The following is a 16,060-nucleotide window of genomic DNA, read 5'->3' as shown; positions in this document are numbered from 1 at the left end:
GTCATCGACCTGCTGGTGGCCCCCATCGTCTACAGAGCCATCTTCCTGCCCTGGACACTGCCCGAAGCAGACGCGCGCACATACGTCGACGAACTCTGCAACCGCCCCGCCTGATCCCCTGTCTCTTGGGAACGCGGTGCCGGTCGCCGTCAACGCCGCGCTCGGGTCGAACTCGTCCGGGGTTCCGGCGGGCGCGGCAAACAGGTCGGGTGAGGCTGTGGCGCCGTACCGCAGACAAGCCGGCCGACCCAGGCTGACACGGGGTGCCCCGGGGTGCCCCGGGCGTTGTCGCCGCGCGCACCCGCAGTGGACTTCAGCGCTCCTCGGGGAAGTCGTCGCCGTACATCGGCAGGGAGAAACGCCCGCGCACCATGGCCATGTCCCCTTCCGCCATGATCGGCTCGCCTTCGTGCTTCAGCCCCGCCGGGAGGCTCTTGACCAGGTCGAAGCGTCCCTCCCGGCTGGGCGCGATGCGGGCGCTGTGCTGGATGTAGTCGGGTGACCAGAACCGCTCGGCAGCGGCCTCGTCCCGCTTGTTGAACAGAGTCGAAAGCTTCGCGGACGATGGCCTTGTTCTTGTCTTCGACGGTGCGCATGAGGGGGATTGCTTTCTGCTCATGGCTTGCGGCAATGGGTGTGGGCACCCTGTGGCGACTCAACCGTAGGCGCGCTGTGCAGGCGTCGCGTGGTGAGTCGCCGGGCCGGAAGCGGATGCAGAGGAAGGTCCCCGGTCGAGCGGACGTCAGGTGCCGCCTACGCGCCGATTTCCGCAGCGACCTTGTCGAGGCATGACGTGTAGAAGCCCACCAGGGCGCTCTTGGCGTCTTCTTCGGTGACTCCCGGCGTCGGCTCGAACCGGGCGGCCCAGTGGATCTCGGAATGGTTCGCGCCGACCGCGGTCACCGTGAGACGAGCGGTGAAGCCCCGCACCGGGACCGGCCCGGGGTCGTCGAAGCGGTAGTGGTGGAAGAACGGGCCCTCTTCCACGAGCTTTTCGACGAGCCTTCCGCCGTCGTGCAACGTGATGGTGCGGGTCTGCTGGTCGTCGTTCCTCAGGACGCCGGCAACACCGGGCATCCACCTCTCCACGGCATAGAAGTCACCGATGAGATCCCACACCTTGGCGGCAGGGGCGTCGTAATGCTGTTTGAGCTCGAAGGCCGTCATGCGGCCACTCCTCACAGGGTGCGTGAAAGGGGACAGGGACACGGCGGGCGCCGTCCTGGGTGCTATCGGTGGGCGAGGGAGTTCCTGCCCGCGATCTGGATGTCGGCCTGCCGGGCGACTCGGGCCCCGAGATGTTCGGCAGTGGCGATATCGGAGGCGTTGACGGTGTCGGTGCCGCCGTCCTGGGGGGTCGAGGCGCCGGCACCGATCCAGAAGCCGAGGCGGTTGAGGTCGTCCTCGGAGGCGGTCAGGGCGTTCCAGCCGGGGGGCAGGCCCAGGCCGACCCAGATCATGTGGTGCTGAGCGGCGAGAGCGGCCATGAAGTTGAGGGTGTACAGCTTGTCGCCGCTCTTGGAGGCGGAGTTGGTGAAACCGGCGGCGATCTTGTCGGCCCAGACGCTTGTGAGGTAGCGGCCGCTGGTGGCTTCGGCGAAGGCGTGGAAGGCGGAGGAGGCGCCGCCCATGTAGGTGGGGGAGCCGAAGATGATTGCGTCGGCGGCGTCGAGCCGCTGCCAGTCCTCGTCGGTGATGGCGTCCACCGGGATGTGGGCGACCTCGGCTCCCGCTTTTTCGGCGCCACGCTTGACTCCTTCGGCCAGCACCGCGGTGTGTCCGTAGCCGGAGTGGAAGGCGATGGCGACCAGGGGGCGCTTGATGGTCTCGGTCACTGGATACTCCCTGAGTAGGTTGGGGCTCCAATCTATACATGACCTCTAAAAGAGACCAACCCTCTTTGGGGGTGCCGGTGTGTTCTGAGGGGGATGTCACAGCGGGAACAGTCACCACCACCTCAGAAGGAGCCCTTTCAGCCGGGTGACCACTCCTTGCCGAGGAGCTTCCGCGCGGTCTGCGCGATCTCGTCGTTGGTGTAGGCGTGCCCGCCGATCCCCCAGCCGCCCGGCACCGCCTCGGTCAGGGCCACCCAGGTGCGCCCCGTGAGAGAGGCGTCTCCGGCTGCCTCGGTGATGACGGCGGAGACGTCCTTCACAAGTCCGAGCTGCTGCTCGCGGTCGAGGGCGCCCGCGTTGATGGCCACATGGACACGCACGCTGTTGCTGCCGCCCCCCGCGGTGGAGTACGCCTCCGGCTCCAGTTCGTGGATGAAGGCGGCGGTGTTGTCGGTGAAGAAGGGAATCGACGGCACCTTCTCGAGGTGGCGCAGAGCCCAGTCGTGGGTGGGGGCCAGGGTGTGGGCGGTGGGTTCGGGCAGGGACTGGGCGATGTACTGGGCCTGTCCTCCGTCGCGGTGGGGTGCGGCGACCAGTTCCCGGGCGATGTCGTTGGCGACGGCTGCACCGAGGTCTTTGCGGGCGAGGCCTGGCACGACGGCACGGTCAACTTCACCCGCGAGGACGACGTCAAGGCCAACTTCGCCCAGATCAGGGCAGGTCAGTTCGACCCGCAGGACATGATCGACAGGATGGTCTCCGCCATCGGCGCCTACCGCAACGTGTGGCCGCCCGCCATCGAGGACCTTGTCAAGCAGGCCCAGGAGGGCGCCTGGACCCGAAAGAACTGACCGGCGCGAACGCGGGGGCCCCGGCGGGATCGTGCAACCGGTCCCGCGACACGCGCGATGCGCCCGCCCCCTGGGTGCTGTCGACCGGATGGGAGAGCCGGCGGTACGTACTTGATTCAGGCGAGACCGAGCTGACGGAGCATGCCGAGCTCATCGCTGCTGCCCCAGCGCTCGACCATCTTCCCGTCGGCGAACCGGCTGATCTGCATGCCTCGGTAACTCACCGTCTTTCCCGTCGGACCGTGCCCCATCAGTTCACCGAGATGTGTGCCCGTGATGGTGTAGGAGAACGCGATTTCGTCGTCGGTGGCCATGACGTGCTCGACCTCGACGTGCAGATCGGGGAAGGCCCGCCTCATCGTGGCGAACATCTCCTCATAACCTTCCGGTCCCGGAACCTGGCCCGGGGCCGGGTCGTGGTCCACAGAGTCGGGCGCCACGTATTCCTCGAGCTCGCCGAGGTGGTCAGTGTTCACCGCTGATCCGAAGCCCTCCAGGACGGCGGCGTTGCTGCTGCGCGACATGACGCGCTCCCTCAGGTTGCAGCCCTGGGCGTACACATCGACGATGCGCACTCGCCCCTTCCTCCCATCCACGATAGGTGTGGCGCTCTGAGGTGGCCTGCTGGAACGGGAAGCGACGACCCTCGGTCGACTTCGTTCCCGTGCCGGACATCGATACGCCTTCTACTTGAGGCCACTGAGCATGACGCCGCGGATGTAGTACTTCTGCAGCAGCAGGAAGAGGATCAGGACCGGCAGGATGCTCAGGACGAGACCGGCCATGACGATGGGCATCGTGCGGGTCGGGTCGACGTAGTCCTGCAGGAGCTGGATGCCGACGGGCAGGGTCATCACGTCCGGGTTGGCGGTCGAGACGAGCAGCGCCCAGATGTACTCGTTCCAGGCGTCGACGAAGGTCAGCAGCCCGAGCGTCACCATGACCGGCTTGGTCTGCGGCACCACGATCCGCCACCACACGGCGAACTCGCCGGCCCCGTCGATGCGCGCGGCCTCGAGGACCTCGTCCGGGATCGAGACCATGAACTGGCGCATCAGGAAGATCCCGAAGCCGTTGACGAGGAACGGCATGGCGAGCGCCGTGATGCTGACGGTCAGGCCCGCGCCGCCGCGCCCGAACAGGTCGTTGCCGCCCGCCAGCGGCCAGTGCACCAGGATCAGGAAGTGCGGGATGAAGAAGAGGAACGGAGGGAACATCATCGTCGACAGCACAAGTCGGAAGATGAAGTTCCGGCCGGGGAAGCGGAGTTTGGCGAGCGCGTATCCGGCGAGTGACGACGTGAGCAGCACCGATCCGGTGATCACGGCGGTGGCGATGACGCTGTTGCGGAAGAGCACCGGCAGGTCGAGTTGGTCGATCGCCGCCCGGTAGTTGGACAGGTCGAACGCCTCGGGCAGGAACCGGTACGGCAGCGTGCCGGACTCGCCGGGCCCCTTGAACGACGTCATCACCATGTCGAGGAACGGCACCACCGTGAGTACGGCGCCGGTCACGACCACCAGATACGAGAACCACGGGAAACGGCGGCGGATCATGTGTCCTCCCCCTTGCGCCGGAAGATCCACAACTGCACGAGGGTGACCACGAGGACCACGACGAACAGCACGAAGGCGGCGGCGCTCGCAGTGCCCCAGTCGCCGTAGGAGAACGCCTGGCGGTACATCTCCAGCGCGGCCACATTGGTCGCGTCACCCGGACCGCCCTTGGTCATCACGATGATCAGCGCGAACGACTGCAGGCCGGTGAGGAACTGCGTGATGCACACGAACAGCAGGGACGGCCGCAGCAGCGGCAGCGTGATCTTCCAGAAGACCGTGATGGGCCCGGCACCGTCGAGCGCGGCGGCCTCGTAGTACGACTCGGGAATGGACTTCAGTCCGGCGGTCAGGATGAGGATCGCCGTGCCGACCGAGGCCCAGGCCTGTACGACCACGACCGAGGGCAGCGCGGTGTCCGGGTCTTGGAGGAACGCCACCGAGCCGAGCCCGAGGGCGTTGAGGACGCCGTTGACGAGGCCGCCCGGCTCGTACATGTACTTCCATACGTTGCCGATGGCGACGACGGTCGTGACGATCGGCAGGAAGTACAGGGTGCGCCACAGCCCCTGGAACCGCAGCTTGTCGATGCAGTTGGCGACGAGTACGGAGCCCGTGAGCGCGAGGGCCACGGTGCCCAGGGCGAACAGCAGCGTATTGGTGAGGATCGGCGTCAGGAACGTCGATCCGTCCACGAAGAGGTCGGTGAAGTTGTCCAGGCCGACCGGATCGATCTCGCCGAGGTCGAACCCGGCCCAGCGAGACATCGACAGCAGCAGCGCGAAGCCGAGCGGCAGGACGAGGAAGACCGCGAAGAACAGCAACGTCGGCGCCAGGAAGAGATAGGCGACGACGGCCTGGCGGCGTCGGGGCCGGGTCCGGCGGCGGCCGTCCACGGTGGACCCGGTGGCGCGCGGGCTGTGTACCCGCTCGGTCGTCTCCGGTGCCAAGGCGTTCACCATGAGCGCGACACCTCCTGATCGACCTGACGGCGGATGGTGCGCAGTGACTCGTCGACCGACTGCTGACCGGTCCACAACGCCTCGATGTTCTTGCGCAGCAGCGACTTGGCCTGCTGCGCGCCCGGCACGTTCGGCTCCGGCACCGCGTACGCCAGCGCGTCCAGGAACGGGCGCAGGTTCGGATCGCTGCCTTCGCCCAGGAGTGTCCGCATGTCCTCGGCGCGGCCGGTCAGGGAACCGACCGACACCTGCAGGGAGCTCATCCGGGTCGTTGTCGCACCCCTGTTGGCGCTCTTCGCGCTCACCTTCTCGGTGTTGAGCCAGCGCAGGAACTCCCAGGCCTCGCGCGGGTGCTCACTGGCCGTGTTGACCCCCAGCATGAAGCCGGTGGAGAGCGTGGCGCGCTTGTCGCCCGCCTCAGGGACGGGCAGCGGCGCGACGCCGACATCGCGGTAGTCCTTGCCCATCTCGGCCTTCAGGCTTCCGGTCCACCAGCCGGCGCTGACCACCATGGCCACCTGTCCGGACTGGAACGCCTTGTAGACGTTGACGCCGGGGGCGCTCGCACCCTTGACGACGAGGCGGTGCTCCAGGTCGAGCACGGCCCGGCCGGCCGGCGAGTCGATGGCGGTACTCCTGCCGTCCGCGGAGACGAACGTTCCGCCGGCGGCGTTGAGCAGGGCGAGCGTCTGGCCGACGGTGGTGGAGTCGTCGTAGGTCGACAGCCCGAACCCCTGGACCAGCGTGTTGCCGTACCGGTCCCGCCTGGCGGTGCGGTAGGCGGCCTCCTCCAACTCGTGCCAGGTGCGCGGAGGGCGCTCGACGCCGGCCTCGCGCAGCAGCCGCTTGTTGTAGTAGAGGGCGTACGTCTGCACCTCGGTGGGGTAGCCGTAGATCGTGCCCCCCACCGACGAGGCGCCGACCGCGGCCCCGCCGTAACCGCGCCTGATCTCCTCGGCGTGCTCGGAGGGAGCGGGCCGCAGGACGCCGGCCTGGACGAGCTGGCCGTTCCACAGACAGTACGGATGGAGGATGTCGGCACCCTGGCCCGCGGCCTGGCGGACCATGAACGTGGTCAGCAGGTCGGTGAACTCGACGGCCTTCGTCCGCACCCTGACCCGGTCATGAGTGGCGTTCCACTCGTCGACCGGGCGCTGCAGAGCCTCCTTGAGCGTCCCGCTCGCGTAGTGGGAGAGCAGGGTGAGGACGATCGGATCCCCGGGCCGCCCGGTGCCCTGATACGGCGCGGCACATCCGGAAGCTCCGGATGTGAGCAGCGCCGAGGGGAGCGTGAGCGCGAAGTGACGGCGGCTCAGGGCACCGGTGCGGTGCGAGGGCGTCATCCGGCGGTCTCCCGGCGCATCACGCGAAACACCCGGGTCGTCGTGAAACCGCTCTTGCGGTAGAGGTGGCCCGCCGGGGACTGCTCGCCGGTCCACAGGAACCACGCGGAGTGCGCACGGCGCGCCCGCATCCGCTCCAGGACCAGGTGGAGCAGGACCTTGCCGAGGCCGGTGCCGCGCATCTCCTCCAGCACGCCGAACGGCCCGAACCGCTCGTCCACCGAATCGAACGTGCCGTGCATCGCCCAGCCGACGAGGCGGCCCGAAGGGTCCCGGGCGACGACGATCCGGTCGAGCGGTGTGCCCGCGGCCAGACACTGCCGGATCGTGCACGCCCAGTCCGGGCCGAAGTGGTTCCCGGCGAGCGCGAACAGGTCCACCAGGTCGTCGTCGCACGGAGTGGCGAACCGGTAGCCCTGCGCCGTCAGTTCGTCCAAGCGACGCGCGACATCCTCCGGGATGCGATAGCCGACCAGGCCGCGGTCCATCGCCGCCGCCTCGTACAGCGTGCGAAAGCCCAGGGACTCAAGGAGCCGGGCCGCTTCCGGGTACGCCTCGGCGTCCAGGCCGGGGAGGACGTAGTGCGGGGTGTACGAGGAGAAGTCCACCCGGGTGCGGCCGTGGCTGTGCAGCCAGTCGAGGGCGTCGGTCAGCAGCCGGCGGCCGAGGCCGCGCCCGCGGACGGCCGGGTCGACGAAGAAGAACGGGATCCAGCCCTGCTCCGGCTCCAGGTCGGTGCCGGTCAGCGGCGTCAGCCGGCGCACCGCGTAGGCCGCGCCGACGACACGGTCGCCGTCGACGGCGACCCGAAGCCCCTCCGGATCGAAGTTGGCGTCCAGCAGCACCAGGGAGCGGAAGCGGTCCGGGGTGATGGAGTCGGCCGGCGCACTCCGGCGCCACGCCTCCACCAACCGCGGGCCGTCGCCCGCGCCGAAGCCACGAATCCCGACCCGCGATGTCGTCGTGCGATCGGTCGTCGACGGGGTTGTCGTCATCAAAGGGGTTGTCCTTCCATACGCAGATCACGGACGGCGTCGAACGACGCCCGCGGCGACGGCGTCGGCGACGGGGCTGGGCGTGGCGTTGGTGATGCCGGCGGGCAACGCGTCGCGGCGGTGGGCCAGGAGGTCTCAGGAGTAGAGCAGCGCTTCGTCGCCGGCCCACCGGCCGGGCCGCGCCGGTGGATCGCACAGCGGCAGTGGGTCGTCACCCTCGTCGACGGTGCGCCGTAACCGGTCGGACCCCCACAGCAGGTCGATGAAGTGGCGGTGGCCGGTCCCCTCCAGGCCGCCGTCCGCGGTGCGCCAGTCGAAGTCGTCCGGGTACAGCCGCCGCAGCGTGGCCAGCATCGCGACGGCGGTCCGCACGGGCGCGAACACCTCGCGATCGGTGATGTGGAGCTGGACCCCGCGCAGCGGCCTTCCGGCGTGTTTGTGAAAGGTCGGTACGTACCGCAGATCACGGAAGTGCACTCCAGGCAGGGCGAGCGCGGCGAGCGAGGGCGCGAACCGCGCGTCGATGTACGGGGCCCCGACGATCTCGAAGGGCTGCGTGGTACCGCGGCCCTCCGAGAGATTCGTCCCCTCGAACAGACAGGTGCCGGGGTAGAACATGGCAGTGGTCGGCGTCGGGATGTTCGGCGACGGCGCGACCCACGGCAGGCCGGTGGCCTCCGCGTCCATGGCGCGCTGCCAGCCGACAGCCTCGATCACCGTCAAGTCAGCCGCGTTGCCCGCCACTTGGGGCACGGCCGAGGTGTTGAGATGCCGGGCGAGTTCGCCGCAGGTGAGGCCGTGGCGGACGGGTACCGCCGCGCGCCCGACGAAGCTCGCCCACGCCGGGTCGAGCAGCGGACCCTCGCTGACGAGTCCACCGAGGGGATTGGGCCGGTCGGCGACCACGAACCGTACGCCCGTACGGGCCGCCGAGACCATCAGGTCGAACATGGTCCACACGTAGGTGTAGAACCTGGCCCCGATGTCCTGCAGGTCGTACACGAGGGCGTCGACGCCGCTGTCGACCAGCAGTTTGTCGAGGCGCTCGCCGCTGCACCGGTATGTGTCGTGGACCGGCAGGCCGGTGATGGGGTCCGCCTCAGCGGCCTCGCTCTCGCCGGCCTGGCCTGTCCCGTGCAGCCCGTGCTCGGGACCGAACAGGGCGACCAACCGCGCGCCGGCCTCGAGCAGCGCGGGCGCGGCCGGGCGCAGGTCGGGGAGGACGCCGGTGTGGTTGGTCACCAGCCCGAGCCGTCCGGGCCCGGCAAGTCCGGGCGACGCATGCAGTCGTGCGATCCCGGGCGTCACCGCGACGCGGTCGTCCGTGCTCATCCCTTGGCCCGTCTGCCGGTGCCATCGCGAAGCAGTGCTCGGAAATGTACTTGCATGTCCCGGAATGTTGCCATGATTTACCATCAGTTCCCGCCAAGGGCGGCCGCGGGAATCTCCTGCGGCGGCTGGGCAGCGCGGCGGTGCGCCGAGCGCCGGAACGCCTCTGAGGGGAAGCTGTGGGCGCTCCCTCTCGCCTCGGGCCCGAATCTGTGTGTGACGAGACTCTGGACACCGTATTGAGACCGGGCCAACTCGCCCCCGTCAGAGCTTGGTTGAACTGACCAAGGGCCGAATCCGCTATGGACGGAGAGCGCCGCCACGGCCTCGGCGGGCAGCCCACGGCTACTGGGCGCAGAAGACTTCGCCCGTGCGTTCACCGACCTTCTTCGCCAGGTCGAACGCGCCGCACGACGGACCATGGGCCCCCGCCTACCCCGGTTCCTCGACTGGTACGAGCGCCGGCTCAACCAGATGAATGACGGAGGCGACAATCGGGCTGGAACAATCAAGCGGTTCAACACATGGTTCTTCATGTGTCGATCGCCTTAGGAGATGGGCGTGGGATGGATCTGAGGCATCTGAAGTACTTCCTCGCCGTTGCCGAGACGCGTAACTTCACCCAGGCCGCGGCGAACTGCTACGTCGCGCAGTCCGCGCTGAGCCAGCAGATCGCCCGGCTGGAGAAGGAGGTCGGCGCCCAACTGTTCAGCCGTACAAGCCGCTCGGTACGGCTGACCGCCGCCGGTGAACTGCTCGAACCGTTGGCCCGGCGCATCCTGGCCGACGTGGACAACGCCCAGGCGGCACTCGACGCGCTGGCGGGCCTGCGACGCGGGCGGCTGCGCCTGGGACTCATGCAGACGCGCGCCTCCTCCTTCGACCTGGTCGAGGTGATGGCCGAGTACCACTCCAAGCACCCGGGAATCGACTTCCACGTGGTCAACGCACCGAGTTCCGAGATGGCCGCCGCAGTCCTGTCCGGCGCACTCGACCTCGCCGTGGTGGGCCTCGGCCCCCGGCAGGTGCCGGAAGGGCTCGACCATCGAATCCTGGCCGGCGACCCGCTCGTCCTGATCGTGCCCGCCGACCACGCCCTGGCCGACCGTGACGTGGTGCACCTGGCCGACCTGCCGGAGAGTCACCAGCTCATCCAGTTCACGACGGGCACCGGGTTGCGCCGTCAGGTCGAGGCCGCCTTCGCGCGCGCCGGAGTGGAACCCGGCCGGCACTTCCAGGTCGGCCAGATCCACGACATGATCCGACTGGCCGCGCGAGGCATCGGCGTGACGGTCGTACCCCGCTCGTCGGTCTTCGGAGCCGGCTCCCTTCTGGGCTCCAACGCCGACAGCGCGCTGCCGTACGGCGCCCGCGCGCTCCGCCTCGCGGACGACGCGGCGGTGCACAACGTCTGCGCGGTCTACGACAGCAAGCGGCTGGCACCGGCTGCCGCCGCGTTCCTCGACGTGATGGAACGGCACGCCGCAAAGGGGCAGCAGGAGGCCTATTGATCGGTGAGACCGATCGCAGCGCCCGCATCCATATGTTGGACGAAACGCTCGACGCGCCAGAGGCTGAACGGGAACCGCCCGCCTCACGAATCGGAGCGTTGTCATGCTGGTCGTTCTGCGCGACGCTTGGGCCACCGTCGTCCCCGACGGGAAGGACCGGCACGGCCCACTCCCGCCGTTGATGCTCGCGCTGACGGTGGTGACCGGCCTCGTGGATGCCTTCAGCTACCTCGGCCTGGGGCATGTCTTCGTCGCCAACATGACCGGCAATGTGGTTTTCTCCGGCTTCGCGATCGCCGGTGCCGTGGGCTTCTCCCTGGCCGCGTCGCTCGCCGCGCTCGCCGCGTTCGCGGTGGGCGCCCTGCTGGGCGGCCGTGTGGCCCATGGGGCGCGTGCGCATCGCGGACGTGTACTGCACCTGGCCCTCGTCGTGGAGACGGTTCTGGTCCTGGCGGCGTACGTCATCGCCGAGGCCGCCGCCACCCCCTACGCGGGCACCAGCCAGTACGCGCTGATCGCGCTGCTCGGCCTCGCCATGGGCGTGCAGAACGCCGCCGCACGCGTGCTGGCCGTACCCGATCTGACCACGACCGTCCTGACGCTCACCATCACCGGCATAGCCTCCGACAGCCGTGCCGCCGGAGGCAGCGGTGGCAAGGCCGGCCGACGTCTGCTCTCAGCGGTGGCGATGTTCTCCGGCGGCCTCATCGGCGCCGTCACCGTCCTGCACGGGGGCCTGGCCCTGCCCCTGTTGTTCGCCGCGATGCTCCTCGCGGCCGCAACCATCGCCGCGTTCACGCTGACCCGGACCGACGCCGCCTGGACCGACCCGGCGTGACTCCGGACCACCTCCGCCTGCGCGAGACCACACTGGAGACTCGCGTCGGGTAGCGCCCGACACCTTTGGAAGACGCCCTGCGGCATCCCTTGGCCGTATGGAAGCTGTCCTGACCTGACGATTGGCCCGGCCGTTCCGCCTCCACACGGTGCGGCCGGGCGCACCATGCAGGGCAGACAGGGCAGCACGTCAACGCACCCGGGGGATCCATGCGCCGCACCACCCCCACCATCACAGCTTTGCGTGGAGCGACTACCGCGACCTCGTCGTGCGTGCCCACATCCAGCTCAGCGCCCCCATGGACCTGATCTGGGACTGACCTTGCTGTCCAGAGAGTTGATCTGCCGACCGGGGTGCGAACGGGCGTGCGTCGCCTTCTGGCGCGCGTGGCGACCCCGCGCCTGACGCTGCGCCACAAGGCTACGTACTCCTGGAGTTGGGATTTCGCCGACGTCGAGGGGGACGCTTCCGCGCATCCCGCCCCCGGATGATTGTCGTCCGCCGGACCTGACCGTACGGGACGAGCGTGGAGCGACCACCCGACCTACCGGTGACGGCCTGCCCGGTCGCAGGAGCGCGGCCACGAGCACTCCCAGGTAGGGGATGGCAGGGCGGGCCTGTGCCCGCGTGGGGCCGGTTCCCGGGCTCATGCCTGGGAACCGGCCCGTCTTCGTCGGCGCGTGCCGAGTTCTTACTGGCCGAAGGCGTAGGCGAACAGGTGGTCGGTGCCCGTCGAGCCCGTCACCGGCAGCGTGATCGACGCCACCTGCTTGGACGCGTCGAGCGGAACCTTCGTGGCGAAGACGTAGGTCTTCACGTTGTCCCGGCCTCCGCTCCCGGTGTTTCGGTAGGCCGTCGTGACGGCCGTCGTGTCACCCGCGAGCGGCTTGCTCGCCCCGCCGTTGAGTGTCCAGTCCGAGAAGCCGACGGTCGCCCGGGAGGTGGTGCCGTCGGTGTAGGTGACGGTCACCGTGCCCGAGACCCCGCTGCCGTCGGTCGGCGCGTTGGCCGCCGAGCCCAGCAGGCCCAGCGACGCACCCGACGTTCCGGCCGGCATCGGGATGGTCTGACCGGCCATCTCCAGGTTGTCGAGCCGGCCGGATGTCACCGTCGGCCAGGTGTAGGAGATGCCGTCGACCGTGAGGGTGGAGCCGCTGGTGACTCCCGCCGCCGACAGCGCGTTCTGCGAGAACGCCCAGCCGCCGCCGTCGAAACCGCCCGAGTAGCTGGTGCCGTCGGGGTAGACGCCCTCGTTGGTGTCGTACGGCCACAGCGCACCTGCCTTGGCCACGGCCACGCGGAGGGTGGCCCCGCTGAGTGCCGCACCGGTGCTGTGGTCGGTCAGCGCGAAGGTGACCGGGAAGGTTCCCTCGCTCGTGCCCGCCGTCACGTGGACCTTCGTCTCGGCGTTGCCCGAGGCGGGTACCGTCACCGAACCGGATGCCGTATCCACGGTGACGCCGTCGGGCACCGTCGCCTTCCAGTCGACCGAGACGGCCTTGCCGCCGAGGTTGGTCAGGTCGAGCGTGCCGTCACCGGACGCGCCCGGCTGGAGCACCAGGCCGTCGCTGGAGGGGCCGGTCGCCGCCAGGACCCGGTCGCCGCCCGTGGTGTCGGACGGCGGTGCCGCCGACGGGTCGGACGCCCAGGACGTGTCGGGTTCGGTGCCGAGCGTGAAGTCGACCGTGCCCGCGCCCGCGAATTGCTGGTACGTCAGCCAGGAGGTGTTCCAGTCCTTGCCCTTGACGTCGAGCGACTGCACGTACGGCGCGTCGGGCGCGGCCTGCGGAGCGTTGATCCGCACCGTCTTGCCGTTGCCGAAGGTCACCTTGGCCACCGGGAACGCCGGGCTGCCGAGTGCCAGGGTGTCCGTGCCCGGGGTCTCCGGGTACATGCCGAGCTCGGACCAGACGTACCAGGAGCTCATCGCGCCGAGGTCGTCGTTGCCGAACGAGCCGACCGGAGCGTTGAAGTACAGGTTCTGCTGGGCCTTGCGGACGGCCGCCTGGGTCTTCCACGGCTGGCCGGTGTAGTCGTACTCCCAGGGGATCTCCACGCTGGGCTCGTTGCTCAGGTCGGCGTCGGTGTTGCCGGGGTGTGTGATGTCGTCGAGCAGGCTGTCCAGGAAGGACGAGTACGCCTTGGCACCGCCGTGTGCCTGGATGAGCTGCCGCAGGTTGAACGGGACCATCGGCGTGTACTGGGCCGAGGTGCCCTCCACGAAGCCGTTGGAGGTGCCGGGGGTGAAACCGGTCGCGAACTGGCCGTCCTTGTTCTTGCCCTGGATGTATCCGGTCTGCGGGTTGAAGACGTTCATCCAGTCCTGGGCGCGGGTGGCGAACTTCTCGTAGACCGCCGTCTTGCCCAGCGACTTCGCGAAGGCGGCGACGGCGTAGTCGGCGGAGTCGTACTCCAACTGCGTGGAGACCGGGCCGTAGAAGTTGCAGCAGCCGTAGTCGTTCTCGTCCAGTGGGAGGTAGCCCTTCGCGTCCCGCACCGACTCGCCGGGGCGGTCGTTGTTCGGGGCGGTGGCCTCGTGCTGCAGGGCGGCGAGCGCCTTGTCGGTGTCGAAGCTCCGGGCGCCGAAGGCGTATGCGTCGGCGATGATGCCGGCGGCGGGGTCGCCGACCATCACATAGCTTTCGCCGTTGTTCGAGGCCCACTTGGGCAGCAGGCCCGTCTCGTCGTAGCCGTTGAGCATCGAGGTGGCGACGTCGCTGGTGACCTTGGGCTCGACCACCGCCATCAGCTGGGTCTGGGAGCGGTAGGTGTCCCAGCCCGAGTAGTTGGCGTACTGGGCCTGCTGGCCCTTGGCCAGCTTGTGGACCTGGTTGTCCATGCCCATGTACTGGCCGTTGTCGTCGGAGAAGACGTTGGGGTGCAGCAGCGCGTGGTAGAGCGCGGTGTAGAACTGCACCTCCTGGTCCGAGGATCCGCCACCGGTCTGGATCTTGTTCAGCACCGCGTTCCAGGCGTCGTGGTTCGCCTGCTCGACGGCGCCGAGGTTCCAATTCTTGATCTCGGTGGTGAGGTTGTCCGCGGCGTTGGCGTCATTCGTGTACGAGATGCCGACCTTCGCGCTCACCGTCGGGGTCGAGGAGGTGTCGAAGGTCAGGTACATGCCGTTCGCCCCCGTGGTGGGGGGCTGGACGGCCTTGCTCGCGGCGGACGTCCGGGGCGCGGCGTCGGCGCTCGGCGCCGGGGACGGCGTGCTCGTGGACGTGGGACCGTTCCCGTGCACGGTCGGGGAGGGCGCCGCGGGAACGGTGAAGTGCTTCTCCTTGAGCGGTTTCGACGGGTGTGACTGCAGGGTCTGCTGGGCCTTGCCCGCTTTCAGCGACGTCGCGCCGGAGTTGATGGTGCTGCCGACCCAGGTGCCGCTCGCGGTGAACGGCTGGTCGAACTTGATGTCGAAGTGCAGCGTGTACCTGTTGCTCGCGCCGCAGAAGTGACCGCTGTCGATCGAGCCGCGGATCTCCTTGTCGTTCACCACCTGGACGCGGGTCCCGTCCACCTGTGTGGCGCCCCCGCTGAGCTTGAACAGCAGGTTCGCCTGCCGGCCCGCGGGGAAGGTGAAGGTGCCCAGGCCGGCGCGGGTGGTGTCGCTCAGCTGGGTCTTGACGCCGTTCGCGTCCGTGACTTTGTAGTACCCGATGCCCGCCTGCTCGTCGTCGTGGCTGAAGCCCACGGACGCATCACCGAGGTTGCCCGACAGTGCGCCGGTCACCGGCAGGATGGGCAGGTCGCCCGCGACGCCGCAGCCGGGTCCCGAGACATGGGTGAGGCTGAAGCCGGAGATCTTGTCGTCGTTGTATTCGTAGCCGCCGCCCGAGGGACGGTCGGGCGTCGTGTCGGGACCCCACTGCACCATGCCGGCCGGCATGTCGGGGCCGGGAAAGGTGTCCACCGCGCCGGAGGTGCCGATGAGGGGGTTGACGAGGGACGCGGGGTCCTTCACCAAGGCAGGCGTCGCGGCGTTCGCGGCATGCGCGCCCTCGATCGCCGGGAGTGGGAGTACGGCGATGCCCAGGACGGACACCACCGCCAGGCGTTGGCGGAATCTCATTCGGTCACGTGGCGCCGTAGAACGTCGAGGTCTGACCATCGGTTGCCTCCGCAGCGGTTCACGATTCGCACATCGGTGCTGACGTCTCCGGGGAACGAGGAACAAGGAACGGGGCACGCCAGCGGCGGGCAACGGCGCCGGTCGCTCCGACGGCCTGACAACGTTGCCATGCACGAGAGTTGAGTGAAACGCGAGTGCTTGGGGCATGTCAACGAGGTCAACAGGACTTTCTGAGCGCGAAGTTCACAGCCGGGTGCTCTGAGGGACGTGATCCTGAGGTCGACGAGTGGTCACGCCGCCCTGGACCAGCGAGCGGCCCCGGGCCTCCGGCGTATCTGGCGGTCGGCCACGAAAGGCCCTCGCGCGCGGGTCCCCGCGACCGAGGACGCAGACCTGCTCCCTTCGCCGGACCAGCCAGGATCCGGGCCCAACCTTGAGGGAGTTGCCGTCTCCCGGTGAAGGATCCTTGGGTCCGCGGTCACGAGTACACACCACCAAAGACACGGGCAACGCAGGGTACTTCCCGTCGCGACGGGCATCATCCCGGGCCTGTTCCGCCGTGCCCTACTCGGCGCACTTCCGCCCTCCGGCGTTTCACTCCTTCGCAAACGCGTCGGGTGGACGGCGCCTCGCCCAGGACGGTCGCAAGGGGGGCATGGATGAACAAACGGTACGAACGCGGCCGTCCATGCTCCGCACCGCTCCTCCGCGGTGCTTCCGTACCGCCAGCCCGCCAGCCCGCCGTGGCGCTGCTGTATGCGCGTACATCTAATG

Annotated in this window: 14 protein-coding genes; 3 read left to right on the top strand and 11 right to left on the bottom strand. The window is 68.9% G+C overall.

Annotated features, from left to right (window positions below; translation table 11 throughout):
- Nucleotides 1-313 precede the first annotated feature (313 nt).
- The 4 genes from AQJ27_RS38195 to AQJ27_RS58020 all read right to left on the bottom strand — a co-directional run bounded on the left by AQJ27_RS38195 (nt 314) and on the right by AQJ27_RS58020 (nt 2,311).
- Nucleotides 314-619, bottom strand: coding sequence for a nuclear transport factor 2 family protein (locus AQJ27_RS38195; RefSeq protein ID WP_067379319.1), 306 nt, complete (start codon nt 617-619; stop codon nt 314-316).
- A 134-nt stretch (nt 620-753) separates the two neighbouring features.
- Nucleotides 754-1,167, bottom strand: a complete 414-nt coding sequence (locus tag AQJ27_RS38190) for an SRPBCC family protein (RefSeq protein WP_067379317.1) — start codon at nt 1,165-1,167, stop codon at nt 754-756.
- A 62-nt stretch (nt 1,168-1,229) separates the two neighbouring features.
- The gene (locus AQJ27_RS38185; RefSeq protein ID WP_201264417.1) at nt 1,230-1,823 is read right to left on the bottom strand and encodes a flavodoxin family protein; all 594 of its coding nucleotides are present in this window, start codon (nt 1,821-1,823) and stop codon (nt 1,230-1,232) included.
- 149 nt (nt 1,824-1,972) lie between these two features.
- Nucleotides 1,973-2,311 carry a tautomerase family protein gene (locus tag AQJ27_RS58020; protein WP_067379301.1) on the bottom strand — a complete coding sequence of 113 codons (339 nt, stop codon included), beginning with the start codon at nt 2,309-2,311 and terminating at the stop codon, nt 1,973-1,975.
- Between the two features lie 9 nt (nt 2,312-2,320).
- On the opposite strand from AQJ27_RS58020, the gene AQJ27_RS60950 reads away from it, so the two are divergent.
- Nucleotides 2,321-2,686, top strand: coding sequence for a hypothetical protein (locus AQJ27_RS60950; RefSeq protein WP_425275257.1), 366 nt, complete (start codon nt 2,321-2,323; stop codon nt 2,684-2,686).
- 116 nt (nt 2,687-2,802) lie between these two features.
- Here the strand turns inward: AQJ27_RS60950 and AQJ27_RS38170 are convergent, their stop codons facing one another.
- From AQJ27_RS38170 to AQJ27_RS38145, 6 genes are all read right to left on the bottom strand, one after another.
- Nucleotides 2,803-3,261 carry an ester cyclase gene (locus AQJ27_RS38170; protein WP_235613741.1) on the bottom strand — a complete coding sequence of 153 codons (459 nt, stop codon included), beginning with the start codon at nt 3,259-3,261 and terminating at the stop codon, nt 2,803-2,805.
- Nucleotides 3,262-3,372: 111 nt separating this feature from the next.
- On the bottom strand, nt 3,373-4,242 hold the full coding sequence (locus tag AQJ27_RS38165; RefSeq protein WP_067379281.1) for a carbohydrate ABC transporter permease: 870 nt from the start codon (nt 4,240-4,242) through the stop codon (nt 3,373-3,375).
- Complete coding sequence (locus AQJ27_RS38160) at nt 4,239-5,204, bottom strand: carbohydrate ABC transporter permease (protein WP_067379275.1); 966 nt, start codon at nt 5,202-5,204, stop codon at nt 4,239-4,241. The genes AQJ27_RS38165 and AQJ27_RS38160 overlap by 4 nt, the downstream gene beginning before the upstream one ends.
- Complete coding sequence (locus tag AQJ27_RS38155) at nt 5,198-6,547, bottom strand: ABC transporter substrate-binding protein (RefSeq protein WP_201264412.1); 1,350 nt, start codon at nt 6,545-6,547, stop codon at nt 5,198-5,200. The genes AQJ27_RS38160 and AQJ27_RS38155 overlap by 7 nt, the downstream gene beginning before the upstream one ends.
- On the bottom strand, nt 6,544-7,542 hold the full coding sequence (locus AQJ27_RS38150) for a GNAT family N-acetyltransferase (RefSeq protein WP_235613740.1): 999 nt from the start codon (nt 7,540-7,542) through the stop codon (nt 6,544-6,546). Before AQJ27_RS38150 ends, AQJ27_RS38155 begins: the two co-directional genes overlap by 4 nt.
- A 135-nt stretch (nt 7,543-7,677) precedes the next feature.
- Entirely contained in the window at nt 7,678-8,874 is a 1,197-nt protein-coding gene (locus AQJ27_RS38145; protein ID WP_067379270.1) for an exo-beta-N-acetylmuramidase NamZ family protein, read from the bottom strand.
- 563 nt (nt 8,875-9,437) lie between these two features.
- On the opposite strand from AQJ27_RS38145, the gene AQJ27_RS38140 reads away from it, so the two are divergent.
- Together AQJ27_RS38140 and AQJ27_RS38135 are read left to right on the top strand one after the other, a co-directional pair.
- Nucleotides 9,438-10,382: a LysR family transcriptional regulator gene (locus AQJ27_RS38140; protein ID WP_067379265.1), complete on the top strand. Its 945-nt coding sequence runs from the start codon at nt 9,438-9,440 to the stop codon at nt 10,380-10,382.
- Between the two features lie 103 nt (nt 10,383-10,485).
- Nucleotides 10,486-11,220 (top strand): YoaK family protein, encoded by a 735-nt coding sequence (locus AQJ27_RS38135; RefSeq protein ID WP_067379261.1) that lies wholly within the window; start codon nt 10,486-10,488, stop codon nt 11,218-11,220.
- Nucleotides 11,221-11,911: 691 nt separating this feature from the next.
- On the opposite strand, the gene AQJ27_RS38130 is transcribed toward AQJ27_RS38135, so the two are convergent.
- Entirely contained in the window at nt 11,912-15,286 is a 3,375-nt protein-coding gene (locus AQJ27_RS38130) for a lectin (protein ID WP_235613739.1), read from the bottom strand.
- Between the last annotated feature and the right edge of the window lie 774 nt (nt 15,287-16,060).

This window comes from Streptomyces olivochromogenes, from assembly GCF_001514115.1.
Taxonomy (GTDB): Bacteria; Actinomycetota; Actinomycetes; order Streptomycetales; family Streptomycetaceae; genus Streptomyces; species Streptomyces olivochromogenes.
The sequence above is the reverse complement of the archived record's forward strand: the minus strand, read 5'-3'. Positions and strand labels throughout refer to the sequence as shown.

What these genes read in the sequence shown, in the direction of transcription:
- AQJ27_RS38195 (WP_067379319.1), bottom strand. Translation starts at nt 619, where the DNA reads ATGAGCAGAAAGCAATCCCCCTCATGCGCACCGTCGAAGACAAGAACA.
- AQJ27_RS38190 (WP_067379317.1), bottom strand. Translation starts at nt 1,167, where the DNA reads ATGACGGCCTTCGAGCTCAAACAGCATTACGACGCCCCTGCCGCCAAG.
- AQJ27_RS38165 (WP_067379281.1), bottom strand. Translation starts at nt 4,242, where the DNA reads ATGATCCGCCGCCGTTTCCCGTGGTTCTCGTATCTGGTGGTCGTGACC.
- AQJ27_RS38145 (WP_067379270.1), bottom strand. Translation starts at nt 8,874, where the DNA reads ATGAGCACGGACGACCGCGTCGCGGTGACGCCCGGGATCGCACGACTG.
- AQJ27_RS38140 (WP_067379265.1), top strand. Translation starts at nt 9,438, where the DNA reads ATGGATCTGAGGCATCTGAAGTACTTCCTCGCCGTTGCCGAGACGCGT.
- AQJ27_RS38160 (WP_067379275.1), bottom strand. Translation starts at nt 5,204, where the DNA reads ATGGTGAACGCCTTGGCACCGGAGACGACCGAGCGGGTACACAGCCCG.
- AQJ27_RS38155 (WP_201264412.1), bottom strand. Translation starts at nt 6,547, where the DNA reads ATGACGCCCTCGCACCGCACCGGTGCCCTGAGCCGCCGTCACTTCGCG.
- AQJ27_RS38150 (WP_235613740.1), bottom strand. Translation starts at nt 7,542, where the DNA reads ATGACGACAACCCCGTCGACGACCGATCGCACGACGACATCGCGGGTC.
- AQJ27_RS38135 (WP_067379261.1), top strand. Translation starts at nt 10,486, where the DNA reads ATGCTGGTCGTTCTGCGCGACGCTTGGGCCACCGTCGTCCCCGACGGG.
- AQJ27_RS38130 (WP_235613739.1), bottom strand. Translation starts at nt 15,286, where the DNA reads ATGAGATTCCGCCAACGCCTGGCGGTGGTGTCCGTCCTGGGCATCGCC.